The sequence below is a fragment of the Polaromonas sp. genome, assembly GCF_030689685.1.
In the GTDB taxonomy this organism is placed as follows: Bacteria; Pseudomonadota; Gammaproteobacteria; order Burkholderiales; family Burkholderiaceae_C; genus Polaromonas.
The window spans coordinates 1-24,410 of record NZ_JAUYEY010000074.1; the positions used below are offsets into that span (position 1 = coordinate 1).

The following is a 24,410-nucleotide window of genomic DNA, read 5'->3' on the forward strand; positions in this document are numbered from 1 at the left end:
CCTCTTGCAGCGCCGTAATCTGCTCCTGCTGCATCAGAATCAGTGCATCTTTTGCGGCATGGCTTAACTGACTCAGGCTTGATGGGGTTTGCATTGATGCGGATTGTCGCCTATCGAATCATGGGGGCTGAGTAGTTACAATTCTTCATACAACTACCCGAAGTTGGCGGAGCTTGCAAAAACAGTCAACTCTCCAGCCGCTGTTTTTTATGCAAACAGAGATCGGTACTACGAGGAGAGTCATGCCCAAAACTTTGCACAAATACTCTCTGCCAATCAAAACATTCAAGCGGTGGTCAAAGAAGGGCATCATAGCTCTCTCAAAGGAGATATCGACCTATGGGATGCATCCCTTAAGATGATCTTTAAGGGTAGGTAGGGCGTCTTCTGGACTCTTCAAAAGTACCTAACTTCATCCGTCGCCAGCGACAGCCACAGGGAGCCTGACGGGCTTGTGGACCGTCCGCTGCAAATCGACCGCAGCAGTCCAACTTTCGCTATCGGCGCCCCAGCAAGCCCAGCAGGTTTTCAGGACGGCACGGTATCGATGAAACTCGGTCGCTGCATCAACTTGTCATACAGGCGGGCGAGGTTGGGGTGCGGCGTGCGCCAGTCGATCTGGGCAAACCGGAAGTCAAGGTAACCGAGCGCGCAACCAACGGCAATGTCCGACAGGCTCAGGTGAATGCCGCTGCAAAACGGCTTGTCGCCCAAACCAGTGCTCATGGCCTGCACCGTGTCGTCAATCTTTTTCATCTGGCGGTCGACCCAGGCCTGGCTGCGGTGTTTGTCGCTGCGGCCAGCCCAGGTGGCTTCAAGCCGCGCCAGAATGGCGGCATCCATCAAGCCGTCGGCCAGTGCCTCCCAGGTCTTGACCTCGGCGCGCTCGCGGCCTTGCACCGGAATCAGCTTGCCGACCGGCGACAGGGTGTCGAGGTACTCCACAATGACGCGCGAGTCGAACACGGCCTCTTCCGAACCATTGGAGCCTTCCATGACCAGACAGGGCACCTTGCCGAGCGGATTGGATTCAGCCATGGCGGTGCCGGCGGCCCAGACGTCTTCAATGACGAACTGGTAATCGAGCTTTTTTTCTGCCATGACGACGCGCACCTTGCGCACATACGGGCTGCCGTTGGATCCAATGAGTTTCATAGCTGTTTCTTTTATCGTGAGCCCAAGTCAAATACATTCTATCGAGTAAGGCGGCACTGCCAGCGGCACGCCCCGAAAAGGCCAGGCAAACGCTGGCCAAAGTGGTTGCGGGTCGCCACAATGGCCCGCCTACAATGTCGCCCATGCACCCGTCCACCAGCTCTGCCATCACCGCCCTGTCCCCTCTGGATGGCCGTTACGCCAACCGGCTTGCCGCCTTGCGGCCCCTGATGTCGGAGCTCGGGTATATGCACCGCCGGGTGCAGGTGGAGGTGGTCTGGCTGATTGCGCTGTCGGACGCCGGTTTTGCAGAATTCAAGCCGCTGAGCCCGGGCGCGCGCACCTACCTGCTGGGGCTGAGCAAACACTTCTCTGAAAATGATGCCGCGGCCATCAAGGACATTGAAAAAACCACCAACCACGATGTCAAGGCGGTGGAATACTGGATCAAGTCGAAGTTTGACGCCCGGCCAGAACTCATGGCTGCCGCCGAGTTTGTGCATTTCGCCTGCACCAGCGAGGACATCAACAACACCAGCCATGCGCTGCAGCTCAAAAGCAGCCGCGAACAGGTGCTGCTTCCGGCACTGGACAAGGTGATCGATCAACTGCGCGAGATGGCGCACCGTTATGCCGACCAGCCCATGCTCAGCCGCACCCACGGCCAGACCGCCAGCCCGACCACCGTGGGCAAGGAAATCGCCAACGTAGTCGCCCGCCTGGCCGTGGCACGCGAGCGTGTTGCCGGGGTACGGCTGATGGCCAAGATGAACGGCGCCGTCGGCAACTACAACGCCCACTTGTCGGCCTGGCCCGACTTCGACTGGGAGGCGCTGAGCCGCCGCGTGATTGAGTCGCCCGAGCCGCTGGGCCTGGACCTGACTTTCCAACCCTACAGCATCCAGATCGAGCCGCATGACTACATGGCCGAGCTGTTTGACGCAGTGGCGCGCACCAACACCATCCTGATCGACTTCGCGCGCGACGTCTGGGGTTATGTCAGCGTTGGCTACTTCAAGCAGCGCCTTAAAACCGGTGAAATTGGTTCGAGCACCATGCCGCACAAGGTCAACCCGATTGATTTTGAAAACGCCGAGGGCAACCTGGGCCTGGCCAACGCGCTGCTGCGCCACCTCAGCGAAAAACTGCCGATCAGCCGCTGGCAGCGCGACCTGACCGACAGCACCGTGCTGCGCAACATGGGCGTGGCCTTCGGTTATGCGGTCCTGGCCTACAGCTCGCTGAACGTGGGCCTGGGCAAGCTTGAGCTCAACAGCGAGGCGCTGGACGAGGACTTGGGCAGATCCTGGGAAGTGCTGGCCGAGCCGATCCAGACCGTCATGCGGCGTTATGGCGTGCAGGGCGCCTACGAAAAACTCAAGGAAGTCACGCGCGGAAAAACCGTGACGGCCGAAGCCTTGCACGGGCTGATCCGCTCCCTGGAGATTCCGCAGGCCGAAAAAGACCGCCTGCTGGCGATGACACCGGCCAGTTATGTTGGCAAAGCCGCCGAACTCGCCAAACGGGTTTAAGCAAGCCCCCACGGTTGCTCACTTCGTGTAGCGTCCTGCCCCCCCGAGGGGGCCGCTGCGCCTGCGGGCCGGCGGAGCCGGACCCGCGGCCCCGGCTGGGTTTAAGAGCACCGCGCTGTATCCAACGATCTCAGGCGGCGGGCATCCCGGCGCCGCAGTTCCAGCACTCCTCGAAACCGCCTTCGACCATTTCGCCACACGCGCACAGCCAATGCCGCTGCGGCGGGTTCTGCAGACTCTGCAGCAGCAGCTGGGCGCGTGGTTTTTCATGGTCATGGGCCAGCCAGATTTCGGGCTGGCACTGGTCGGGCGGCAACTCGCCAGCGACGCTGCCGAGGAAATAACGCTGCACGCTGGCCGAGAACCCGGCCTGCTGCAAGGCATCGGCCCACAGCGCCGCGATGGCAATATTCGGGGCGCGGGCAAGTCGGAGCATCTGCCCAGTTTACTCCTGTACTCCTGAATTGATAGCTGCTTGCGCCCATTCCATAAGGGCTGCAGGCCAAAAAGGCTTAAATTTTTGTAACTACTCAGCCCGCACCGGCGCGCCCTCTTTCTCCCTCGCCCTCTGGGAGAGGGTTGGGGTGAGGGCGGGGCACTGGCGGCGGCACATCCTTGTTTTCCAGCGCACGGTCGGCGTAACGGCCAAAACGCCAGGCCGTGTCTTCCTGGGTGATGCGCCGCCAGGTGGCGCGTTTTTCTACCGGGCTCATCTCGGGCCAGTGCTGCACCTCTTCAAACGTGCGGCCGCAGCCCTTGCACAGGTCGTCGCCCTGGCTGGTCGAGCAGATGGCGATACAGGGCGTGTCGGCGGTGGTGTCGTACCAGGCGCGCCAGGCCGCCATGGCCTTGGGCGGAAAACCCGCCTCGTTGGCCTCGTCCTCGTGGTAGAAAACCATCAGTGCATAGACCTCCGCCAGCGCCCGCAACTCGGGCGCCAGCGTCACGCCGTCGGGCGATGGTTTTTTCTCGCGCCAGTAGTTAATGGCGGCTTCAATGTCGGTGATGTGGATGCCAAACATGCGGGGCGATGCAATCAGAAAAAGAAAAATGGAGGCTAAAAACGGGGTCGCCCCTCCAGACGGCATCTGCTTGTTGCCGACAGGGTCACGAATGATAGGCCAAGCCTGCGTCCCTCCCGAGTACCGGGCTTTTTCAAGCGCACCGCGCCGACTTTTGCAAAAATTTGCAACTTGTTGTCAAATAGGGGCTTCCGAAGGGGAGTAACTCCCTCGTCCGGCGCCATCGGGACCGCCCCGCCGCCAGACGTTCAGCAAGTCGTCATTACGAAGTTCACACTTCCGGCTTGCTGGGCATGCAGTGCAAAGCATGTCGAGCCAGACCTTCGATTGAAACCTGAACAGGTTTGATCGAGGCGTCGCGGCAACCCTTCCGCCCCTCACCGACCTTGTCTGGTTTTAACGAAACCGGAAGTCCGCCCGCCGGATTTCCACGCCGCAAGCTGACGTGAAAGTGTGGAATGGAATTATTCTCAACGCCCTGGTGGTCAGCGAACCGCTGCTGAATGTGGTCTACGGCGCACCTGACTCGGCCGTGGGAGAGTCCGCACCACTACAACACGCATAACCAGGAAACTTATGGACAACATGATTGTGTACATCGACGAGGCCGCTTACGCACTGACGATGTTGCCGCCCATGCTACCGGCGGGCCAGGGGCGCACCCCCATCCGCTGGATCGTGGTCGGCTGCGCCCCTCGGGTCACTCACCTCGTGAGCAAATGGGTCACCCACAGCGCACGCCAGAGCTGGCGCAGCAAGTGGGCCGAAAAAGTCTTTTCTCAGGTTGTTCCCAGGCTGCAAGGCCCTGGCGACTCGGTGATCACCCAGATCGCCAGCGGCCCCCTGTGTGATTTGACGGATGCACTGATGGCCCAATACGGTACGGGGCGCGTGCTGGACGCTCGCCGCCCCAAAGTCGGCAACGAACATCAGCCGGTCACGCGCCAGCACCCGCCGGAGGTACAGGGCCTGTGGAGTTACGTCGCCATGATGGCAAGCTCCGGCATGTTGCTGGCAGCGGACTGAGCTGAGTGGGTTTGGGGCACCTTTGCCTTACCGGCAAGCGGACGGCGCGGGTGCTATTCTTGCGTCCATGAAACTCATCATCAAATGGCTTCTCAGCGCTGCCGCCCTGTTGGCGGTGGCCTATCTGTATTCCGGCGTCACGGTCACCAGCTTCCCCGCTGCGCTGCTTGCGGCGGCCGTGCTGGGCGCGCTCAACACCGTCGTGCGTCCGATCCTGGTGCTGCTGACCCTGCCGGTCACGCTGGTCACGCTGGGGCTGTTTTTGTTTGTCATCAATGCCTTGATGTTCTGGGCAGCGGCCAGCCTGCTGAGCGGACTGCACGTCACCGGTTTTGTGGCTGCGTTGGTTGGCTCACTGATTTATTCCGTGCTACAGCTTGCGATCGAGTTTCTCCTGGAGCGCTTGCTCCCGAAGTAGCTGGTCGATCTCGCGGGCGCGGGTATCGATGATTGAGCCGTCAATGTGCGCGCTGGCGCCGGAACCGGTGTCGCGCCCGCTGCGCATCAGGTCCTGCGCCGCCTTGAAGCGGTCCCGCGCTGCGCCGTAGTCAAGTTGCGCCACGCGGCTTTCAGCATCAGCCCGAATCGCTCTGAGCGTCTGGCCTTGCTGGCCCTGGGCCGTCGCCAGTAGCTGCCAGGCCATCGCATCTTTGGGATGGGTGCTGACCCAGCTCTGCAGGCGGTCCGGCACATCCTGCGGGCGCCCCGCCGCCAGATCGGCCTGCGACTGCAGCAAGACCGCCGCACGGCTCTTACCATTGGCAAGTTTGGGGGCCTGCGCCGCACGTCCCGCTGCAATATCAATTTCCAGCGACAACAGTTCAAGCGCAGGGGCCATCGATGGACTTGCGGCCGCCGCTGTTTTCAGCTTGTCAGCCAGGCTGCGTGCCTGGCTGTGCTCGCGCAGGCGGGTGGCCGCCAGGGCGCCCGCGTACAGCGCGCCCACATCACGCGGCTTCAAGCCCTCGGCCGCAGATGCGGGCACGCGTTGCGCCTCGGCCAGCAACAGGCGCAAGGCGTCCGCGCTGGCATCCCCCAGCACCCGCGCGCGCCCGGCCATCATTGCATGAACCACGCGCGCGCGGCCGGCTTCCCCGGAAACAGGGGAGGGTGCAGGCCCCTCCAGTTGCAGCCGGCCTTTGGCTTCGCCGATGCGCTCCGTGGTCAAGGGGTGGCTGCGCAGATAGGGATAGGAGCCGTTGTCGTTGAGCCGCGAGGCTTGCTGCAGCTTGTCGAACATGGTCGCAAAACCCTGTTTTTCAAAGCCGGCATCGGCCATCACGCCAAAACCCACCCGGTCGGCCTCACGCTCCATGTCACGCGAAAAGTTGAGCTGGTTCTGCACCGCGATCGCCTGGCCCCCCGCGATGGCGGCATTCGCAGCATCGGGGTTTTTGCTGGCGGCCAGCATGCCCAGGATCATGGCGGCCAGCATCCACGGCATTTGCTGGCTCTGCTTGCTCATCAGGCGTGAAATATGCCGCTGCGTCACATGGCTCAACTCGTGCGCCAGCACGGAGGCCAGCTCGTCCCGGCTTTCCACGACAGCAATCAAGCCGAGATGCACACCCAGGTAGCCGCCCGGCAAGGCGAAGGCATTGATGGTGCGGTTGCGTATCAGCATGACCTCCCAGGCGAAGCGCTCTTCCAGATCGACCCCAAGGTCGCCACGCGCGCGTGCCGCCGTCATCAAGGGCTGCCAGATGCTTTGCAGGTAGTCGCCGAGCACCGGATCGTCAAGGTAATCCGGGTCGCGGTAAATACTGCCGGCGATCCGGTCGCCCAGGCGCCTCTCCGCGCTGGCCGGCAACTCCGATGTATCGCCCAGCACCGGCAAAGAGCCGCCGGAGCGACCCGGTGCCTGGGCTTGCGAGAAACCGGCAAATGCTATCAAAAATATAGCCGTCAGCGCATATCTGCTATGGGCTAGAGGCCTTTTCCTCTTGATAAATTCAGAAGGAGTCAATGGGAACAAAGGCAATCACCTTGGTAGTGTTGAGATCGAGCAAGGGCCGCCCCCGGGCTGGCAGACGCCAAGACGGGGCTGCTGCCCATGCAGTCGTTGGGCCACCGCGGTGACTTGGGACATGTTGAACATGCTCTTATGATGAAGGATGCTTGTAAAGGTTTCGTAACAGTATGACCACGACTTCAACACTCACACATTTCGATGGGCAAGGCCAGGCGCACATGGTGGATGTCGCCGCCAAACCCGCCACACACCGGGTCGCGGTCGCGCAAGGCCGTATTTTTATGACGGCCGCCACCCTGGCCATCATCCTCGAAGGCACGGCAAAAAAGGGCGACGTACTCGGGATCGCTCGCATTGCCGGCATCATGGCCGCCAAAAAAACCAGCGAGTTGATTCCGCTGTGCCATCCGCTGGCCTTGACCCGCGTGGCGCTTGAGTTCACCTCTGATACCTCAAACGCCAGCATTGGCTGCATGGCCACCGTTGAAACCGTCGGCCCCACCGGTGTGGAGATGGAAGCATTGACCGCAGTTCAGATTGCATTGCTGACCATTTACGACATGTGCAAGGCAGTGGACCGTGCCATGGTCATCACCGATGTCAAACTGCTGGAAAAATACGGCGGTAAATCAGGGAGTTTTGTGGCCGCAGCATGAGGCCGCGCCCCCCCTCAATGGGCCGGGCCGTTCGGCAGGTTCAGGGCCTGGCGCCATTGCGCATGGTTTTTTGGGAAGGCCGCACGGTAGCGGGCCAGGTGCAGCAAGGCTTCATCGTCGCGCCGCAGCATCACGGCACTTTCAATCACCTTCTCGATCACCCTGGGCTCGGACGAGTAGTGCAGCAACTCACTGCTTAACGTGTAGATCTGAAGCGCATTCGCCGGGGTCAGCGGTGTCAGACTCAGTGCCGCGAAGTCGAACTGGTTCCGGAACAAGTACGTGTCACGAATTTTCTCCAGGGTATCTTCGCGATAAGCGGCATCGCGCTCGGCCGGTACCCGATAAATTTGGCTCACCCGGTGGTAGTCCCAGGCGGCGTAGGCCGCAACCGCCATCATCAGCGCCGCTGTCGCTGCCAGAAAATAATTGGCACGCACCGGCCTTGCATCGACGCCTGCTGGCGGGGGTGATGTGGGGTCCTGTCGCTCCCGCGTTGTCCACAGCAGGTACACACACAGGCCAAAGGCCATTTGAAACGGTCCGTACCACAAGGGGTATTCAAGCAGGCTGTGCAGCACAATCAGCGCGAGTATGCCCCAGGCCATTTGCCGCGTCGGATCGGTTTCACGCCAGGGCCAGCCCCGCAAAACCAGCCGGCCAGCGATGCCGCAAAACAGCACCGCCACAGGAATGCCCAACTCCACCGCCAAATGCAAAGGCAGGTTGTGCGCGTTGTCCAGAATGTCGCAAAAGCGCTCGCCGGGGTACAGCGTTATGTAGTGTGCGTAATCAAGTTCACCCCAGCCCCAACCCCACCACGGCTTTTGGGCAATCAGGTGCAGCACGTTGGACCAAAGTGTGAGGCGGCTGGCACAACCCGCATCGCCGTCCCGCAGGCGGGCCAGCGCACCTTGTCCCTGCAACTCGAACCCGGCCAGCCACGGCAAGGCCAGCAGCGCAAGCGCATAAATCAACACCGCCATCAGCAACACCCGGCGTGCAGGTGGCTGGCGCCATGCACCCCACACCCCACACAACCCGCACAGCAAGATAAGCTGCAGCAAACCGGTCCGCGACGACGAGGCGGCATTTCCCGCCGCAAGCAAAGCCGCCCCAAGCAGCACCAGCCACTTTCGATGCGGCGCAACGCGGCCAGTCGCGACGAGCCACACCAGTGCCACCAGAGACAGATTGGTCAGGCTCGCAAATTGATTGCGCTGGCGCAGGTTGGCAAACGCCTCCCCCATGCTGGGCAAGCTCATCCAGGGTGAGAAGTAAGCCGCCACGCCAAAGTACTGGCACAAACCGATCACGCTACTGAGCACCCCTGCAAGCAGCCAGGCCCCTGCAATGACCGGTGCCCAGCATCGGGCACCTGGGCGCTCATGGCAAACACTCCACACCCCTGCCCCTGCGGCAAGACAGCCCCAGGAAAACAGCCACGGCATTACAGCGGGCATGGGCCCCGGCGCAAACGGATTTACCCAAGGCAGGACCAGCAAACTGAACACGGCAACGCGCAACATCAAAATAGCTTTAGCGGGTCGAGGTGCGGAGATCGGGGACGGTCGTCAAGCGGAGCCCTAGGCCAAATGGGACGGTTCACGGGCAAACCTCCAAAGCCAGCGGCGCAACTAGAAAAAGCCGTCTACCGGCAAATACCCAACGATGCGTGCATCGGGGGACGCAAGCAGGGCGACGCCGCTTGCATGGCGCGACATCATGGGCAGGAAGCGCATGTTTTCTGGCGCCACGCCGTGACGCGCGGCCGCAGCCCGGACGGGATCAGCCTGCTCAGGAAATTTTTCAAGCAACAATTTCACAGGGCGTGCCTTGTTGAAAACCACCTCAGCATAGGAGGCGTAACTCACCCAGCGCTCGGGCTGCATGGCGATATCAAGCCCTTGCATGCCCAAATCGAGGCCGCGCAACATCTCTTGCTGATTCGCGGGTTTTCGAGCGGCAAGCAAGGTCGGACCGGTCCATGGCAGTTGGCGATACTCCGGAAGCGCCTGGCCCAACTGCGAAGGCTCTATATCGGCGGCGGTCACCACCTGGAGCCGGTCTACTTCAAACACCAGATGCGCCGGACGCGCGATCGCGATGGTGTACATGCCATAGCCAAAAGCCAGCAGTTGCACCAGGACAATCAAGGCGATATCACGCCGCAGCTCAGCGCGGGGTTTGGCGGGATTGGCCACCAATGCCGTTAAAACCGGGCCCAACACAAGGTCAATGCCCACCAGCATGGCGAACAAAGCCAGGCCTCCGGCAAACGTGGCGTACGGCGATGGATACCAAACCAGAAAAACCAGCAGGCTGGCCAGCAGCGCAATGCCGGCGCTGATGAGAAAGTGCAGTCCTGAAGCGCGAACGCGAAGACTCATTCAGTCACCCCCACAAGAAAAGAAACAGGGCTTGAGTTTGCCATGCATGTGTACAGACAACCAAAGGTTCCGAAAAGCAAAAAGGCCGCAGCAGCGGCCTTTTTGGAGGGCGTAAACCCTGATTACAAATGATTTAGCGGCACTCAGCGGGCGCGAATTTGCCCAGCATGGTGGCACCGTTGGTGGCGCCGTTGACCGCAGTTTTACCTGCGGTGTAGCAAGTCCACACGAGTGCGCCAGTAGGTGGTGTACCGGAGGCCAGCACCGCTCCGTTCGCGGAAGGCCAAAGCTGAAGCAGATTGGTGGCTGCGGGCACCAGTGCCGCCTGATACGCAACCGCAATCAGCCCGGTGGCCGTTGTGCCAGTGATGGAGAGTACGTTTTTTGTCACGCCGGTTGCTGCGTCCACCGGAACCTGCATCGCACAAGTGCCAGCGGCAGCGCAAGTCGTTGGCACTGCGCCCGTACCCGTTGTCATACCAGCAAACAAGCCGCCCGCAGCATCAGCGGTAGCGTTGGACGCATTGTCGGCAACAACAACTTTCATCGAACTACCCAACACGATACCTTCCGTGACTTTCGCCCGGATGGTGTAGTCCTGATAAGCAGGCAGAGCCACCGCAGCCAAAATACCAATGATCGCGACAACGATCATCAACTCGATCAGGGTAAAACCCTTTTGCATGGAACGCTTCATAAAAAACTCCTTGGTTGAAAAACTAGCTCGAACTTAGTGCAGATTTTGTGCCAAGCAATTTACCGGGGAAATTTCTCATTTCTAGGCTGCTGCTTGCCGAAAAAAAGGCGTTTTTGGTCAACTCGAGAAAATACGACGACAATTTTGTCACTTGATGCACACCGACCGAACCATCTTCATATCCGTCAGCCCCATCAACACCTTCTCCATGCCGTCCATCTTGAGGGTACGCATTCCGCTGTTGACAGCCGCTGAAAAAAGCTCGGCGACCCGCGCCCGTTCCTGAATCAGCTTTTTCGCCGCATCGTCGGCAATCATCAACTCGTGCAGGCCAATGCGCCCTTTGTAGCCGGTCTTGTTGCATTTGTCGCAGCCTGCGGCGCGGTAAAGGGTGAGCCTGCCGTCCTGGCCATAACGCTCCATCCAGTCGTCCAGCAGTTCTTGCGCCGCGCCGCCGGAGTCGTCCTTCCAGGCCTCGGTGTTGCGCAGTTCTTCAGCGTATTCCTTGATGAAGTCCTTCAACTCCTGCGAATCCGGCTGGTAGGCCTGCTTGCAATCACACAATTTTTTAGCCAGCCGTTGGGCCAGAATACCCAGCAGCGCATCGGCAAAATTGAAAGGGTCCATGCCCATGTCCAGCAGCCGGGTGATGGACTCCGGAGCCGAGTTGGTGTGCAGGGTTGAAAACACCATGTGCCCGGTCAAGGACGCCTCCACACCCATCGAAACGGTTTCCTTGTCGCGTGACTCGCCGACCATGATGATGTCCGGGTCGGCACGCAGGAAAGCGCGCATGACGAGTGCAAAGTCGATGCCGGCTTTTTTGTTGATCTGGACCTGGCGCAAGCCCTTTTGCGTGATTTCAACCGGGTCTTCGGCGGTCCAGATTTTGGTGTCCGGCGTGTTCAAGAATTTCAGGATCGAATGCAGCGTCGTCGTTTTGCCGGAGCCAGTCGGGCCGCAGACGTAGAACAGGCCATAGGGTTTGGACACAGTTTTCTCGAGGCGCTCTTTGTTGTGCGCGGTCAGCCCGAGTTTTTCCAGGGGAATGGGCTCACCCGCCGCCAGAATACGCATGACCACGTCTTCCACGCCGCCGGCCGAGGGGACGGTGGCTACGCGCAACTCAATATCGAGTGGCCCGTATTTCTTGAACTTGATCTTGCCGTCTTGCGGTTTGCGCTTTTCGGAGATGTCCAAATCACACATGATTTTGAGGCGTGTCACCATGGCCTGGCGAAACTGCGCCGGCACTTCGATGTAGGGCTGCAGGGTCCCATCAATGCGAAAACGAATTCCCGTCTTGGCCTTGCCGGGCATGGGCTCGATGTGAATGTCAGACACTTTTTGTTTATAGGCGTCAACGATGACCTTGTTGACGAACTTGACCAGTTCGTTGTCAGCCGCCGCCGACTCAAGGGCCGAGTCATCCGAGGCATCATTGTCCAGTGGCGAGTCCATGTCAGCAAGTAGCTGATCGATGGAACCCCCTTCGTTTCCTGCGCCAAAAAGCTGGCTCAGCGTTTCGTCAAATTCAATTTGCGTCGTCACGCAATAAGCGAATTTGCTGATTTTCGGAAACACCTGAGGAACCACCCGTGCGCCGCGCACGGCCTCGGGATCAACACACATGATGACCAGGTCCTCGGGGGTTTCTTCCAGGGGCATCCAGCTTTGCTGCTCGACAAAATGCCGCTTGAGCAAGCCATGCAGCGTCTCCGAACGAATCCGCCCGGCGTTGAACGCTTCATAAGGCACGCCAAAGAATTTAGCCAATGAGGCGCCTATTTGTACCGGCCGGATCCGGTAGTCCGCCATCAACAGATGCTCCACCGACTGCACTTCTTCGCGCGCTTTTTGCACACACTGCAACAATTCATTCTGCGACAACACGCCATCGGCCACCAGCCCATCGTATTTCGTCGCCCTGCGTCGCTGGCCTTCCTCGACCTTCTGCATACGCTGACGTATGGCGATGCCCAGTGTCTTGCACAACTGCTGTGCGCCGTCCTCTTCCAGTCTGGCAAAGGGCTGGTCGCTGCGGTTGTTGATGACCTGCAAAACGCCATACAGCGTATTGCCGTCCATCACTGGCGCGACCAGCATTTGCTTCGTCCGATAGCCGGAGCGTTTGTCAACCTCCTGCAAAAAACTTAAGGCGGGGTGAATCTTCTTGAGCGCCTCATCGTCATAGACATCGGCAATATTGACTATGGCCTTGGACAGCGCCACGTAACCCGCAATGCTTTGTGCGCTGATGGGCAGCTTGAGGTCACGGCTGGTATTGAGGCCCGTCTTGACCTTGGAAACAATCGACGTGCGGTCTTCGTTGACGGCGTACAGGGTCAACCGGTCTGCGTTGAAGAGCTTGCAGATGTCCTGGCTGGCGTCCAGCATGATCTGGTCGATGTTTTCGGTCTCGTGAATGCGGTTGGTCACTAGCTGCAACTGGCGAAAATACAGCGCCTCAAAAGTCACCCCCCGCTCTTGCGGGGGAAGCATCTGCGAGTCGAAAAATTCGTCTTCGTGGTCTCGTTGTACGACGGCGTTCATAGTTCGAACTCCTGACCCGCGCGCAACCAGCGTATGTCGTGGGTGACGTGGGGACCAAACGGCGCCGTCTGGTCAAAGCGCTGGATTTCGGCCATGATCAAATCGGTTTCTGCCGGCTTGGTATGGGTGATGTAAATCGGATAATTTTTGCCTTTGTCGATGCAGTCGAGTTCGCTGGCAAGCGCATGGGGCGACAAATGCAGGCTGCGCCTGGCCAAGTCGCGCTCCCGGTTGCTGAAGGCAGTTTCAATCACCAGCATGGCGACGTCGAGCTGGTTGATACGTTGCCAAAGCGCGGGGTTGCGTTCAGTGTCGCCGGTAAATACCCAGCAGCCTGCACCAGCAGCCACCGAATAGCCGACCGCCGGAACCGTATGAACCGCTGGCAGTACTTCCACAAATTTTCCGGCGAGCAACAGTGTCTGTCCAATCGTCAGCGGGTGAAAGCTGATAAAGGGTGCCTCAGGCGTCGGTATTTTCGAGAAATCAGGCCAGATGGTGTTGTTGAAAATATGCATCCTTAACGCATCTATCGTGCCCTGCAGCGCATGAACCTGTATCGGGCTTGTCCGCTGCGCAGCAATCGCATCGACCATCAGCGGCAGGGCTGCGACGTGATCGAGGTGGGAATGTGTGAGCAAAACGTGATCAATGGCGGACATCTCATCCAGCGTGAGATCACCAACCCCCGTCCCGGCATCGACCAGCACGTCATGATCGATCAGGAAAGACGTGGTTCGGCAGTCTTTGGCGATAGCCCCCGAGCAACCCAGTACACGTACTTTCATGGCTTTTTACGCTTGATGCGCCGACAGGCTGCGCTTATTTGGTATCGAAGTTGGTTGCGCCGTCCCATCCGGGATCAAATGGCAACAACCTCATGGAGGTTACACGCTCCGCGTACAGCCGGTAAAGGTACTTTGGCGCACTCATGCGCTGTAAGTTGAGCAAATGCACATCGCAAGCGTCCCAGGCCTGATCGCGGTAGGCCTTGAGAGCCAAGGCCCACTCCTTCAACTCGGCACCTGTTCGCGCATCTAGCAGGCCCAAAGGCGCCAGAGGGGAAAAAATGGCCGCCGACTGGTCTTTGCCCTTGACCCGCACCCTGTCCAGCTCTTGCCATGCAAAATCTGTAGCGAGCTTGCGGGTCGAATCACTGACCACAGTATCGACACCATAGGTTTTGGACAGCCCCTCCAGGCGAGAACCCAGATTGACAGAATCACCAATCACCGTGTAACTGCGACGTATGTGGGAGCCCATGTCGCCGACACACATGCTCCCGGTGTTCAGCCCGATGCCTATGCCGATTTCCGGTAATCCTTGGGCACGGTGTTCTTCGTTGAGCTGGCGAATCGCATGTGCCATTTCGATGGAGGTTTTGACCGCCAGACCGGCATGCTCCGGCGTGTCCACGGGCGCGCCCCAGAACGCCATCACGCAGTCCCCCATGTATTTGTCGATGGTGCCGCGGTTATTGCGGATCAAGTCAGTCAGCCTGCTGAAAACGCTGTTGAGCAATGCCTGGAGCTGCGTAGGTTCCATGGTCTCTGACATTTTGGTGAAACCGCGCATGTCACAAAACATCACCGTCAGCTCCTTGGCTGACGCTTTCATGCTGTAGCTGTCGGGGTCTTTGACCATTTCGTCGACGAGTTCAGGCGGCACGTAGGTGCCAAATAAATTGGCCAATTCGCGTTTGGATCGGCTTTCGACAAAGTAGCCATAACTCATGTTCAACGCAAAGGCGGTCAGCGCCATCACCAACGCGGTGGCCAATGGCAACACCAGTCCATATGCCGAGTACAGCCAGAAATTGAGGCCGACCAGCAGGGCGACCATGCCCACGCTGGTTGCGACGGCCTTGGGGGCAGACAGCATGGGCAGCGCAAATGCAAGCGTCAGCCCGGACAAAATCAGAACGAGTACGTCATACCCCAGCGCGTAATCCGGCTTGACGAACACCTTGCCATCGAGGAAGCCTGAAATCACGTTGGCATGGGTTTCCACGCCCGGATAGGTTTCCCCGACAGGCGTCACCCTCAAGTCGAGCAAACCCGGCGCGGTGGTGCCAATCAAAACAATTTTTTCCTTCAACTGGCCCGCCGCTACCTTTTTAGCCAACACATCGGAAGCCGAGATATAACCGAAAGAACCGCCGCTGGCACCACCTGGCCCCCTAAAGGGCACCAAGGTGGCCACCCGGTCGTCGACAGGAATAGCCAGTGTCTTGTTGCCCTGCTTGAGCAGAATGCTCTCCAGGCCCTGGTAATGGCGGGTCGAAAATCTTTCCTGCGAAAACCCGGGCTCGACGCTTGGCAAACCAACCAGCACGCGAAACATCGCCAACGACAGCGATTCGTAATATTGGCCTTTGTATTCGGCCAGCAAAGGGACGGAGCGAACAACGCCGTCCCCCTCGGTGATGGCGTTGAAAAAGCCCGCCATCGGCGCCGCTTTGGCAACCGCGTCGATATTGGCGCCGTAGCCATTCCAACTGGTGACCTTGACAAGCCGGCCGTTCATCGCCTGGTGATCCATTACCGGGGGAGGCAATATACCGGTGACCCGCCCATCCCGGTCACTTGTGAAGTAATAACCCAGAACAACCGGACGCTTGGTGATTGATTTTGCAAAGACAGCGTCGTAGTCCAGACTGTCTTGTATCTGGCCAAGCTTGTCGGCAAATGCCGGCTGATCCTTCATTTCGTTTTGCGCTAGCTGCCTGAGCCGCTTCAAGCCGGAACTCTCATCGGCCTCCGCAAAAACCACGTCAAAACCCAGCATGGCCGCTTGCTGGCGGTCCAGCAATTCTTCCACCAGTTCAGCCAATTTGTTGCGTCCCCAGGGCCAGCGACCTACCTCTGCCAGGCTTTTTTCGTCAATGTCCACAATGACGATGCGCTCGTCAACCGTCCTGGGCATGGTGGCGCGAAGCCGGGCATCGTAAAGAATGTCGTCGAGCCGCTGCAGAACGTCCAGCCGGAGCGCGCCACCTGCATGCAGCAATGCAAAAATCAGCGGGATCAGTGTGACGGCAATGCGACGCCAGTGCCGGAAAAGAAGTCGCATAGGGCCTCTCAGAGTGCGGCGCTTGAAGTCGGTTTTCCGGTCAACGCCAAACAACCGTTTGGATCAATGCTGTACAAACTGCATTTGTGTGCCCGCTAGCTCCAGGAGATCGCCATTTTTAAGCGGGACAGGCTCCGCGCCAATGGACGTACCATTAAGAGTAGGCCGGTTGTCGCCTTCCACATGCGCGACAACAAAACCATGCGGCCTTCTGGTAATAGCAGCAACCGCCACACCAGGTTTGCCAATGGTGGTGACTACCTTGACCAGCGCAACCTCCCGGCCAGCCGCAGCGCCAGACATCACCTTGATGGCCGCATTGCCAGTGCCACCTTCCACAGGAGAGGGTGCAACCACGCTTGCTGCCGGGGCGGTCAAGCCCGCCGAACCCGCCTTGATGATCATCGTTTTCTCGAAGCTGGCGCTTGCGGCTTCGTTCACATATTTGATCTTGTACTTGCCGATCTCGACGGTGTCACCATTGCTCAATTGCTGCTTTTTAAGGGCTTTGCCGTTGAGATAGGTGCCATTGGTGCTGTTCAAATCTTCGACGAATACTTCATTGCCCGACATTTGTAGAACCGCATGCTCGCCACTGACGGCCAAGTTGTCGATGACGATGTCGTTGTAAGGCCGCCGACCCAGGGACGTACGGTCCTTGGTCAGTTGCACCTCCTTGATGACGACACCGTCAATTGAGACGATCATTTTCGGCATGGCCGACTCCTGTCATTTTTTAATTTGGCTCTCAATGGCTATTTCCCCAACATTCTTGATAGTAGTCCGCGTTTAACCGAGGCTTCCTTGGCTTGTGCCAGCAATACTGAAATATTATCCCGCCCCCCCCCGTTATTGGCCGCAATAACAAGTTGCTTGGCGATCTGATCGAGCGACTTCGATCCCAATAGAATAGCCGCAATCGCTTCGTCGTTGATCATGTCGGACAGGCCATCGGAGCACATCAGGTAGATATCACCCAACTCCACGCGGTGTTCGTTGACTTCCAGCAACACCGCATCCTCGACCCCCAAAGCCCGCGTGACCAGGTTTTTGTTCACCGAAGTGAGCGCTTGTTCCGGTGTGATCAACCCCGCATCAATCTGTTCCTGCAGCAGCGAGTGGTCCTTGGATATCTGCTGAAATTGAGTCCCCCGCAAACGGTAACAGCGCGAGTCACCGATATGGCCCAGCATCAGGCGCATGCCCTGGAACACACCGACAACCAGTGTGGTGCCCATGCCGGAATATTGGGGGTTGGAGTTGGCCGCGTTGAAAATGGAATGGTTGGCATTTTCAACGCAAATTTCCATGGCGCGCCGCACCTCCTTGGCGTTGGCGTTTTTGCCCGCCTGGGACAACCATCGTCCCAACTCCGACTTGATGAAAGCGGTGGCCATACCGCTGGCTATTTCTCCTGCGTTGTAGCCACCCATGCCGTCGGCCAGAATGCACAGGTTGGTAGCGGCATCAAAAGTTACCGCATCTTCGTTGTTGTCCCGAGTTAAACCCGGGTCAGTCTGGGTACAAATCTCGTAAATCATTGTTTTTTTGTTATGGCTTCAAATCTTTTTCGGCATGGCCTGCCGCGGCGTCGAAAGGTGTCTGAGTGACAACTGTTTTTTCAAATAAAGGTCGCTCTTCGGCTGCTAAAACGGCGGTTTTTTCACCCGCGTCTGACGCTCCCGCAGCCTGCAACGCCGTCGCAAAAGGCGGCGAAGTGACGGCGCCAGATAGCTCCGCGATCACAACGCGCAAATCAGCGGCAAACTGCTCACCCTCCTGATACCGGGCCTCGGACTTTTTGCTGAGCGACAAGGCCACGATATCCGCCAGGCGCCCCGACAACTCCTGTCGGATGATACGGATGTCCGGTGCCGGTTCATTGGCGATTTTGTACATCAACTCCGCCATCGAGTCACCGCGAAAAGGCAGCACACCAGCAAGCATCTGAAAAAGCATCACGCCCAGTGAATACATATCTGAGCGGCCATCGACCTTTTTGCCGGCGATCTGCTCGGGCGACATGAAGCTCGGCGTTCCAAGCACCATACCGGTTTTGGTTTTGCTGGAGTCAGTGATGCGGGCAATGCCGAAATCAGTCACCTTGACGGTGTCGCTCTCGGGGTCATACATGATATTGGCAGGCTTGATGTCACGGTGCACCACGTTTTGCTTGTGGGCATAAGCCAGCGCGATGAAATGCTCACTCAGGATGCTGGAGGTGATGTGGGCAATGGTCTCCGCAGGCGACAGTCCCGGACCGGCTGGCGTGGGGAACTGTGTTCCCACCCCGGCGGCCGTGGCGCCGATGACCACAATCTTGTCGGTGTACTTGCTGGCTGGAATTTTGCCTGACAGCACGTCGTAAAAAGAGTCGACCGTAAAAGCCGGTTTGCCGTCCCGGCCTTTGTAAAACTGCGGCAGCATCAATGCGGCCTCGTCGGTGCCGATGCGCAATTTGCCGATTTGCACTGACTCCACCCCGTTCAGTTTGATATCTGGCGCGTCAAGGTTCAGGCTTTTGACGGCTGCCAGCAAACCCATCGAGGGCACCGCCTTGCCGTAATAGTTGATCAGCAAAGGCTCTTGCCGCACCGCACCATCCACATTAGGCAGCTGGTTCAAATGCGCAACGCCCGCCGCGCTGTTGCCGATGATCTCGATCGGCTGTTGTCCGCGAACGGCGGGCAGCGAGAAACCCCCTGTCTCTTCCACGGCACTTTTGAGCGCGTACGCGGGCAGCGGATGGTCGGGCTTGCCCTGGGGCTCACCCAGCACAAACACGGAGGGAACCAACACATTGCCGGCTTTGGTCATGCTGGTGGCGAGCTTGGCGTCGGTATCCAGCGCCACCTCGGCATCCGCAATCACCTTGCCAAGTTGTTCGTTGAGCCCGCCCTGAGACAGCACCGGGTCGACCGCCGGGCCCAGTGCTTCCTTGATCTTCCGGATGAACACCAGTCCACGGTCGGTTTGCGGCTCGAAAAAGAAGGCGGTGTGCGCAATCGTTTTGACTTTGGCTGCGGTCAACTGGTCAATCAGTTGGGCATGTACATCGCGCGACCAAGGCCAACGACCGATGTTGGCGATGCTCTGGTCGTCGATGGCAATGATCGCGATGCGATCCGATGGCTGGCGCGAAGTGCTGGTGCTGGCAAAGTCGTAATAGCGACGCTCCAGCGCGCCAAAGAAGTCGGTGGCGCTGTGCAGAACCAATACAGCCAGCACCACCAGGACGCCAACAAACCAGTCTGCCCGCCAGAATTGCCTGCGTTTACTTGATGATGTGGCCACGTCCCGCCCTTTGTCCTGGTTTCGCTGTTCATATCCAGTCTCACCGATTTGGTCGCGCCACCAGCCACCGAGTCGCGTTACAGCGCGGTTACAAATTTCTATTTGTGGACGTTAACAGACGCCTTGAACACGGACAAGGGACTTTTGCACATGGCCCAAAGCTTGTGTTGCAAATTGGTCCACCAGCACCGGGGCTCAGGCCGGGGCGGCCGGCTTGTGGCGAGCCTGCAAGATCTTGCCTGCCGCAAGGACGAACAAAGCACCTACCGCAGCCGCCAGGTAGCTCCAGCCCGCCGAAGCAGGCAAATAAGCCTTGATGGCGGGGTCGGTGTACGCCATCTGACCGGCAATCCAGCCCAGCAGCATGGCGCCCAACGTGATGATGATCGGAAAACGCCCCATCAGCTTGAGAACCAACTGGCTGCCCCAGACAATGATGGGAATGCTGACCAGCAAGCCAAAAATTACCAATGGCAGTTGATGGTCTTGATGGGCGCCTTGGGCAGCACCCGCAATCGCCAGCACGTTGTCCACACTCATCACCAGGTCGGCAATGATCACGGTTTTGACCGCGCCCCAAAGCTTGTCGCTGGAGCTGATGTTATGCGCGTCCTCGGCTTCGGGTTGCAGCAGCTTGACGCCAATCCACAGCAGCAGCAGAGCGCCGACAATCTTGAGGTAAGGAACGGCAAGCAGCGCCAGTGCAAAGGCAATCAGCAACACGCGCAACACAATCGCGCCCATGGTCCCGTAAATAATGCCCTGCGTACGTTGCTTGGAAGGCAGGTTCCGGCAAGCCAGGGCGATCACCACCGCGTTGTCGCCACCCAGCAGGATGTCGATCATGATGATCTGGCCAACTGCAAGCCAGAAACTGGCTGTCATGAATTCTTCCATGGAAACCTCTCAAAGGGAATCGAAAAGGCCGATTGTCAGCGAAGACAATCGGCCCAACAGTTGACCGGACTCAATTTTCCGGAATTTACAGCAAGGCTTTTAGCAACTTCGCCATTTCGGAGGGGTTGCGGGTCACCGTGAAGCCGCATTCCTCCATGATGGCCAATTTGGCGTCCGCCGTGTCGGCGCCGCCGGAGATCAGCGCGCCCGCATGGCCCATGCGTTTGCCGGCGGGGGCCGTGACCCCGGCGATGAAGCCAACGATGGGCTTTTTCATATTGGCTTTGCACCATATGGCCGCTTCGGCCTCGTCCGGGCCGCCGATTTCGCCAATCATGATGACGGCGTCGGTGTCTGGATCGTCATTGAAGGCGCGCATCACATCGATGTGCTTGAGACCGTTGATCGGGTCGCCCCCAATGCCCACGGCGGTGGACTGGCCCAGGCCGATTTCGGTCAGCTGGGCCACGGCTTCATAGGTCAGCGTGCCGGAGCGGCTGACCACGCCGATGCGGCCCTTGCGGTGAATATGGCCGGGCATGATGCCGATTTTGATTTCTTCAGGGGTGATCAGGCCGGGGCAGTTGGGGCCCAGCAGCAGGGTTTTCTTGCCGCCGGCGGCTTCCTTGGCCTTCATGCGGTTGCGCACCTCCAGCATGTCGCGGACCGGGATGCCTTCGGTGATGCAGATGGCCAGATCGAGGTTGGCTTCAACCGCTTCCCAGATGGCTGCGGCAGCGCCTGCAGGCGGCACGTAGATCACCGAGACCGTCGCGCCCGTGGCTTTGGCAGCTTCGATCACAGTGGCAAAAATCGGGATGCCTTCGAAGTCTTCGCCGGCTTTTTTCGGATTCACGCCGGCGACAAAACATTCCTTGCCGTTGGCGTAGTCGCGGCACATGCGGGTGTGAAACTGACCGGTCTTGCCGGTAATGCCCTGCGTGATGACTTTGGTGTTTTTGTTGATGTAGATGGACATGTTCTTGGCTCCGGGCTTATTTGACTGCGGCGACGATTTTGGTCGCGGCTTCGGCCATGGTGTCTGCAGCGATGATTGGCAGGCCCGAGTCGGCCAGCATCTTCTTGCCCAGGTCTTCGTTGGTGCCCTTCATGCGCACGACCAGCGGTACCGACAAGTTCACGGCCTTGCAGGCGGTGATGACGCCGTCGGCAATGGTGTCGCACTTCATGATGCCGCCAAAGATGTTGACCAGGATGCCCTTGACATCGGGGTTCTTCAGCATGATCTTGAAGGCTTCTGTGACTTTTTCTGCCGTAGCGCCGCCGCCGACGTCCAGGAAGTTGGCCGGCTCGCCACCGAACAGCTTGATGGTGTCCATGGTCGCCATGGCCAGACCTGCGCCATTGACCAGGCAGCCGATGTTGCCATTCAGGCTGATGTAGGCCAGGTCAAACTTGCTGGCTTCGACCTCGGCCGGGTCTTCCTCGTCCAGGTCGCGGAAAGCCACGATTTCGGGGTGGCGGAACAGCGCGTTCGGGTCGAAGTTGAACTTCGCGTCCAGCGCCTTGATATTGCCGTTGCCTTCGAGGATCAAGGGGTTGATCTCGGCCAGGCTGCAGTCGGTTTCCATGTAGCACTTGTAGAGCTTTTGCAACACGTCCACGGCCTGGGCGGTGGAGCCTGGGGGCACGGTCATGCCGTCGGCCAGTTCTTTCGCTTGCGCGTCGGTCAGTCCGAGGGCCGGGTCGACAAACACCTTGATAATTTTTTCGGGCGTGGCGTGCGCCACTTCCTCGATGTCCATGCCGCCCTCGGAAGACGCCATGAAGGCGACCTTTTGCGTGGCACGGTCGGTCACCGCCGACACGTAATATTCTTGTCGGATGTCGGCGCCGTCTTCAATCAGCAGGCGGCGGACTTTTTGCCCGGCCGCATCGGTTTGGTGCGTGATCAGCTGCATGCCGAGGATTTCGCCGGCGACTTTTTTGACTTCCTCAATGCTGCGCGCCAGCTTGACGCCGCCACCCTTGCCGCGGCCACCTGCGTGGATCTGGGCCTTGACCACCCAGACCGGGCCGCCGAGTTTCTGGGCCGCTTCCACAGCTTCCTGCACGGTGAAGGCAGGAATGCCGCGCGGCGTCGGGACACCAAAGTTGCGCAAGATTTCCTTGCCTTGGTATTCGTGAATTTTCATGAAATTACTTCCAGGAGTCGGTAAAAATGGGCACTGGCGCTTGAGCTGATGTTTGTCTGCAACATCCCGGCAAATTCACCAAGATGTAACGCCTTCGGTCACTGCACGCAGCAGCGCAGAACTGTATCATGTTGCGATGCACAATTCTTGTGCGTGACTCACAGCGCATTTGGAAGCAGCTCAAGGGGAAGATGTCACATGGCCAAGGTTTTTATCGACGGTGAGGCGGGAACCACGGGTCTGCAGATCCGTGATCGCCTGCAGGCGATGCCTGCCATCGAGCTGATCAGCATCGCGCCCGAGCTGCGCAAGGACGCGGTGGCCAAACGCGCACTGATGGGTACGGTCGATCTGGTGGTGTTGTGCCTGCACGACGACGCGGCGCGCGCGTCAGTCGCCATGATCGACGAGCTGGCCCGCACCAGCGGCAAAAAGGGCCCCAAGATCATTGATGCGTCGACCGCCCACCGCACTGCGCCAGACTGGGTATTTGGTTTTCCCGAACTGGCGGCCGGGCAAAGCGAGGCGGTGGCCAAAGCTGATCGGGTGTCCAACCCCGGCTGTTATGCCACTGGTGCGATTGCGCTGATTCGCCCCTTGATCGACGCCGGACTACTGCCCGTCGATTTCCCGTTGGTCATCCCTGCGGTGAGTGGTTACTCCGGCGGTGGACGAAGCATGATTGAGGCCTACGAGGCCGGAACCGCGCCCCTGTACGAGATCTACGGGCTGAACCTGAAGCACAAGCACCTGCCGGAGATCATGAAATACACGGGCTTGACACGCCGCCCGGTGTTCACGCCCTCGGTCGGCAACTTTAAGCAAGGCATGCTGGTGCAGCTGCCCCTGCACCTGGACCTGCTGCCAGGCAAGCCCCGCGCTACCGAGCTGCTGGGGGCGCTGATGAACCATTACGCCGGCAGCCAATGGGTCACCGTGGAGGCCGCTGGCGACAGCGGTACGCTGGATGCCCAAGCCCTCAACGACACCAACAAAATGGAACTGCGGGTGTTCGGCAACGAGGAATTCCGTCACGCGGTGTTGATTGCCCGGCTGGACAACCTGGGCAAAGGCGCTTCGGGCGCTGCGGTGCAAAACCTTGAGCTGATGCTGGGGCTGTAATTCGCTATCGAATCAGGAGCTGCTCGCGCGCATGCTTATTGGGCCAACGGTCGATTTGATCCGGTTTTCCAGATTACAGCCCTCAATCTTCATGCACCTGAGACAAGACACGGCGAATCGCTTCAGCCGTCATACTTGGGCCGCCATTAAGCTGACAGCCAAAGATGGCGCACGGTAATATCTCCCGAGACGCTACCGTTGGGCAACGGTAGGTGCCTTTTGTGTGTAGTTATCGTGACTGAAACTGAGCCGCTGTTATCAACAACCGTCGCACAAACCGGCACCGTATGTGCGGTTGGTTTTTTTACCCAATGCTTTTCTAGCTCAATTTTTGCCTGCGGCACCGGATCAAGGTTCTGCACGTAGGCCAGCATTCCAGCATGAGGCATTCCCCACGCATATCGTTGATCGCAAAATTTTATTAACCCCTCATTGATGTAGTCAGCGACTCGTCTTTTAGGAGAAATTCTTTTGCATTCAAAAAAAAGTGAGTTGTACTGGCTATAGGGTACGGAAGATATTAAGCGGACAGAAATGTCAGGGCGCTTTTCCAATTTATCGCCCGTCACGTTCTCAAGCTCCTGTCCACGGATTGGAGGGCAAAACCGGCGGCCATTAAATCCGCTGTTAGATCTCGTATTCAAAAGTGACTGGAGAATATCCATCAGCTTCACCGAAACTTCGACTTCGGTCCCATGACTTAAGAGATATAGGGCGCGGGCGTCCTTAAGATGGGCCTCATCGACGATACATTTCCATGCTGAAGCAATAGCTGACTCCACTATTTGAATATTCTTTTGACTCCATGCGGGATAGGGAGCGTCAAGCTTTGTCGAGGGCGGTGATCCGATGTTGTGGAACATGGT

Annotated in this window: 22 protein-coding genes; 5 read left to right on the top strand and 17 right to left on the bottom strand. The window is 58.7% G+C overall.

The window, feature by feature from the left end; translation table 11 throughout:
* Positions 1-528 precede the first annotated feature (528 nt).
* On the bottom strand, positions 529-1,155 hold the full coding sequence (locus Q8O29_RS16440) for a glutathione S-transferase family protein (protein ID WP_305564721.1): 627 nt from the start codon (positions 1,153-1,155) through the stop codon (positions 529-531).
* A 143-nt stretch (positions 1,156-1,298) separates the two neighbouring features.
* On the opposite strand from Q8O29_RS16440, the gene purB reads away from it, so the two are divergent.
* The gene (gene purB, locus Q8O29_RS16445) at positions 1,299-2,687 is read left to right on the top strand and encodes an adenylosuccinate lyase (protein ID WP_305564723.1); all 1,389 of its coding nucleotides are present in this window, start codon (positions 1,299-1,301) and stop codon (positions 2,685-2,687) included.
* A gap of 130 nt (positions 2,688-2,817) precedes the next feature.
* On the opposite strand, the gene Q8O29_RS16450 is transcribed toward purB, so the two are convergent.
* The gene (locus Q8O29_RS16450; RefSeq protein WP_305564724.1) at positions 2,818-3,123 is read right to left on the bottom strand and encodes a DUF2007 domain-containing protein; all 306 of its coding nucleotides are present in this window, start codon (positions 3,121-3,123) and stop codon (positions 2,818-2,820) included.
* A 94-nt stretch (positions 3,124-3,217) separates the two neighbouring features.
* Positions 3,218-3,709 carry a DUF3717 domain-containing protein gene (locus tag Q8O29_RS16455; protein WP_305564726.1) on the bottom strand — a complete coding sequence of 164 codons (492 nt, stop codon included), beginning with the start codon at positions 3,707-3,709 and terminating at the stop codon, positions 3,218-3,220.
* A 576-nt stretch (positions 3,710-4,285) separates the two neighbouring features.
* On the opposite strand from Q8O29_RS16455, the gene Q8O29_RS16460 reads away from it, so the two are divergent.
* Both Q8O29_RS16460 and Q8O29_RS16465 read left to right on the top strand, forming a co-directional pair.
* A complete protein-coding gene (locus Q8O29_RS16460) occupies positions 4,286-4,735 on the top strand; it encodes a hypothetical protein (RefSeq protein ID WP_305564728.1) in 450 nt (149 codons plus the stop codon).
* Between the two features lie 67 nt (positions 4,736-4,802).
* Positions 4,803-5,153, top strand: a complete 351-nt coding sequence (locus Q8O29_RS16465; RefSeq protein ID WP_305564730.1) for a phage holin family protein — start codon at positions 4,803-4,805, stop codon at positions 5,151-5,153.
* On the opposite strand, the gene Q8O29_RS16470 is transcribed toward Q8O29_RS16465, so the two are convergent.
* Entirely contained in the window at positions 5,106-6,629 is a 1,524-nt protein-coding gene (locus Q8O29_RS16470; RefSeq protein WP_305564732.1) for a M48 family metalloprotease, read from the bottom strand. The two genes, Q8O29_RS16465 and Q8O29_RS16470, sit on opposite strands and share 48 nt — an antisense overlap.
* Before the next feature lie 245 nt (positions 6,630-6,874).
* On the opposite strand from Q8O29_RS16470, the gene moaC reads away from it, so the two are divergent.
* Positions 6,875-7,363 (top strand): cyclic pyranopterin monophosphate synthase MoaC, encoded by a 489-nt coding sequence (moaC, locus tag Q8O29_RS16475; RefSeq protein ID WP_305564734.1) that lies wholly within the window; start codon positions 6,875-6,877, stop codon positions 7,361-7,363.
* A 14-nt stretch (positions 7,364-7,377) separates the two neighbouring features.
* On the opposite strand, the gene Q8O29_RS16480 is transcribed toward moaC, so the two are convergent.
* The 12 genes from Q8O29_RS16480 to sucC form a co-directional block, all read right to left on the bottom strand.
* Entirely contained in the window at positions 7,378-8,691 is a 1,314-nt protein-coding gene (locus Q8O29_RS16480) for a Wzy polymerase domain-containing protein (protein WP_305564736.1), read from the bottom strand.
* Between the two features lie 309 nt (positions 8,692-9,000).
* Positions 9,001-9,753, bottom strand: coding sequence for a TfpX/TfpZ family type IV pilin accessory protein (gene tfpZ / locus Q8O29_RS16485; protein ID WP_305564738.1), 753 nt, complete (start codon positions 9,751-9,753; stop codon positions 9,001-9,003).
* A gap of 133 nt (positions 9,754-9,886) precedes the next feature.
* Positions 9,887-10,450, bottom strand: coding sequence for a pilin (locus Q8O29_RS16490; RefSeq protein ID WP_305564740.1), 564 nt, complete (start codon positions 10,448-10,450; stop codon positions 9,887-9,889).
* 147 nt (positions 10,451-10,597) lie between these two features.
* Positions 10,598-13,003, bottom strand: a complete 2,406-nt coding sequence (locus Q8O29_RS16495; RefSeq protein WP_305564742.1) for a GspE/PulE family protein — start codon at positions 13,001-13,003, stop codon at positions 10,598-10,600.
* Positions 13,000-13,791, bottom strand: coding sequence for a 3',5'-cyclic-nucleotide phosphodiesterase (locus tag Q8O29_RS16500; RefSeq protein WP_305564744.1), 792 nt, complete (start codon positions 13,789-13,791; stop codon positions 13,000-13,002). The genes Q8O29_RS16495 and Q8O29_RS16500 overlap by 4 nt, the downstream gene beginning before the upstream one ends.
* 34 nt (positions 13,792-13,825) lie before the next feature.
* Entirely contained in the window at positions 13,826-16,075 is a 2,250-nt protein-coding gene (locus tag Q8O29_RS16505) for a CHASE2 domain-containing protein (protein ID WP_305564745.1), read from the bottom strand.
* Between the two features lie 63 nt (positions 16,076-16,138).
* Entirely contained in the window at positions 16,139-16,792 is a 654-nt protein-coding gene (locus Q8O29_RS16510) for an FHA domain-containing protein (RefSeq protein WP_305564747.1), read from the bottom strand.
* Positions 16,793-16,830: 38 nt separating this feature from the next.
* Positions 16,831-17,616, bottom strand: coding sequence for a Stp1/IreP family PP2C-type Ser/Thr phosphatase (locus Q8O29_RS16515; protein WP_305564749.1), 786 nt, complete (start codon positions 17,614-17,616; stop codon positions 16,831-16,833).
* A 10-nt stretch (positions 17,617-17,626) separates the two neighbouring features.
* Positions 17,627-19,369, bottom strand: a complete 1,743-nt coding sequence (locus tag Q8O29_RS16520) for a CHASE2 domain-containing serine/threonine-protein kinase (RefSeq protein WP_305564751.1) — start codon at positions 19,367-19,369, stop codon at positions 17,627-17,629.
* A 195-nt stretch (positions 19,370-19,564) separates the two neighbouring features.
* A complete protein-coding gene (locus tag Q8O29_RS16525) occupies positions 19,565-20,266 on the bottom strand; it encodes a TerC family protein (RefSeq protein ID WP_305564753.1) in 702 nt (233 codons plus the stop codon).
* A gap of 85 nt (positions 20,267-20,351) precedes the next feature.
* Positions 20,352-21,245 carry a succinate--CoA ligase subunit alpha gene (gene sucD / locus Q8O29_RS16530; protein ID WP_305564755.1) on the bottom strand — a complete coding sequence of 298 codons (894 nt, stop codon included), beginning with the start codon at positions 21,243-21,245 and terminating at the stop codon, positions 20,352-20,354.
* A gap of 16 nt (positions 21,246-21,261) precedes the next feature.
* Entirely contained in the window at positions 21,262-22,422 is a 1,161-nt protein-coding gene (gene sucC / locus Q8O29_RS16535; protein ID WP_305564756.1) for an ADP-forming succinate--CoA ligase subunit beta, read from the bottom strand.
* A 198-nt stretch (positions 22,423-22,620) separates the two neighbouring features.
* Here sucC and argC point away from each other — a divergent pair, with 198 nt between their 5' ends.
* Positions 22,621-23,544 (top strand): N-acetyl-gamma-glutamyl-phosphate reductase, encoded by a 924-nt coding sequence (argC, locus tag Q8O29_RS16540; RefSeq protein ID WP_305564758.1) that lies wholly within the window; start codon positions 22,621-22,623, stop codon positions 23,542-23,544.
* A 146-nt stretch (positions 23,545-23,690) separates the two neighbouring features.
* Here argC and Q8O29_RS16545 read toward each other — a convergent pair whose 3' ends face one another.
* Positions 23,691-24,407, bottom strand: a complete 717-nt coding sequence (locus tag Q8O29_RS16545) for a hypothetical protein (protein WP_305564760.1) — start codon at positions 24,405-24,407, stop codon at positions 23,691-23,693.
* Positions 24,408-24,410: the final 3 nt, after the last annotated feature.

Excerpts from the sequence above, each read along its gene's own strand:
- sucC (WP_305564756.1), bottom strand. The coding sequence starts at position 22,422 with ATGAAAATTCACGAATACCAAGGCAAGGAAATCTTGCGCAACTTTGGT.
- Q8O29_RS16450 (WP_305564724.1), bottom strand. The coding sequence starts at position 3,123 with ATGCTCCGACTTGCCCGCGCCCCGAATATTGCCATCGCGGCGCTGTGG.
- Q8O29_RS16490 (WP_305564740.1), bottom strand. The coding sequence starts at position 10,450 with ATGAAGCGTTCCATGCAAAAGGGTTTTACCCTGATCGAGTTGATGATC.
- Q8O29_RS16515 (WP_305564749.1), bottom strand. The coding sequence starts at position 17,616 with ATGATTTACGAGATTTGTACCCAGACTGACCCGGGTTTAACTCGGGAC.
- sucD (WP_305564755.1), bottom strand. The coding sequence starts at position 21,245 with ATGTCCATCTACATCAACAAAAACACCAAAGTCATCACGCAGGGCATT.
- Q8O29_RS16455 (WP_305564726.1), bottom strand. The coding sequence starts at position 3,709 with ATGTTTGGCATCCACATCACCGACATTGAAGCCGCCATTAACTACTGG.
- Q8O29_RS16460 (WP_305564728.1), top strand. The coding sequence starts at position 4,286 with ATGGACAACATGATTGTGTACATCGACGAGGCCGCTTACGCACTGACG.
- Q8O29_RS16500 (WP_305564744.1), bottom strand. The coding sequence starts at position 13,791 with ATGAAAGTACGTGTACTGGGTTGCTCGGGGGCTATCGCCAAAGACTGC.
- Q8O29_RS16510 (WP_305564747.1), bottom strand. The coding sequence starts at position 16,792 with ATGCCGAAAATGATCGTCTCAATTGACGGTGTCGTCATCAAGGAGGTG.
- tfpZ (WP_305564738.1), bottom strand. The coding sequence starts at position 9,753 with ATGAGTCTTCGCGTTCGCGCTTCAGGACTGCACTTTCTCATCAGCGCC.
- Q8O29_RS16465 (WP_305564730.1), top strand. The coding sequence starts at position 4,803 with ATGAAACTCATCATCAAATGGCTTCTCAGCGCTGCCGCCCTGTTGGCG.
- Q8O29_RS16505 (WP_305564745.1), bottom strand. The coding sequence starts at position 16,075 with ATGCGACTTCTTTTCCGGCACTGGCGTCGCATTGCCGTCACACTGATC.
- Q8O29_RS16545 (WP_305564760.1), bottom strand. The coding sequence starts at position 24,407 with ATGTTCCACAACATCGGATCACCGCCCTCGACAAAGCTTGACGCTCCC.
- argC (WP_305564758.1), top strand. The coding sequence starts at position 22,621 with ATGGCCAAGGTTTTTATCGACGGTGAGGCGGGAACCACGGGTCTGCAG.
- Q8O29_RS16495 (WP_305564742.1), bottom strand. The coding sequence starts at position 13,003 with ATGAACGCCGTCGTACAACGAGACCACGAAGACGAATTTTTCGACTCG.
- moaC (WP_305564734.1), top strand. The coding sequence starts at position 6,875 with ATGACCACGACTTCAACACTCACACATTTCGATGGGCAAGGCCAGGCG.
- Q8O29_RS16525 (WP_305564753.1), bottom strand. The coding sequence starts at position 20,266 with ATGGAAGAATTCATGACAGCCAGTTTCTGGCTTGCAGTTGGCCAGATC.
- Q8O29_RS16440 (WP_305564721.1), bottom strand. The coding sequence starts at position 1,155 with ATGAAACTCATTGGATCCAACGGCAGCCCGTATGTGCGCAAGGTGCGC.
- purB (WP_305564723.1), top strand. The coding sequence starts at position 1,299 with ATGCACCCGTCCACCAGCTCTGCCATCACCGCCCTGTCCCCTCTGGAT.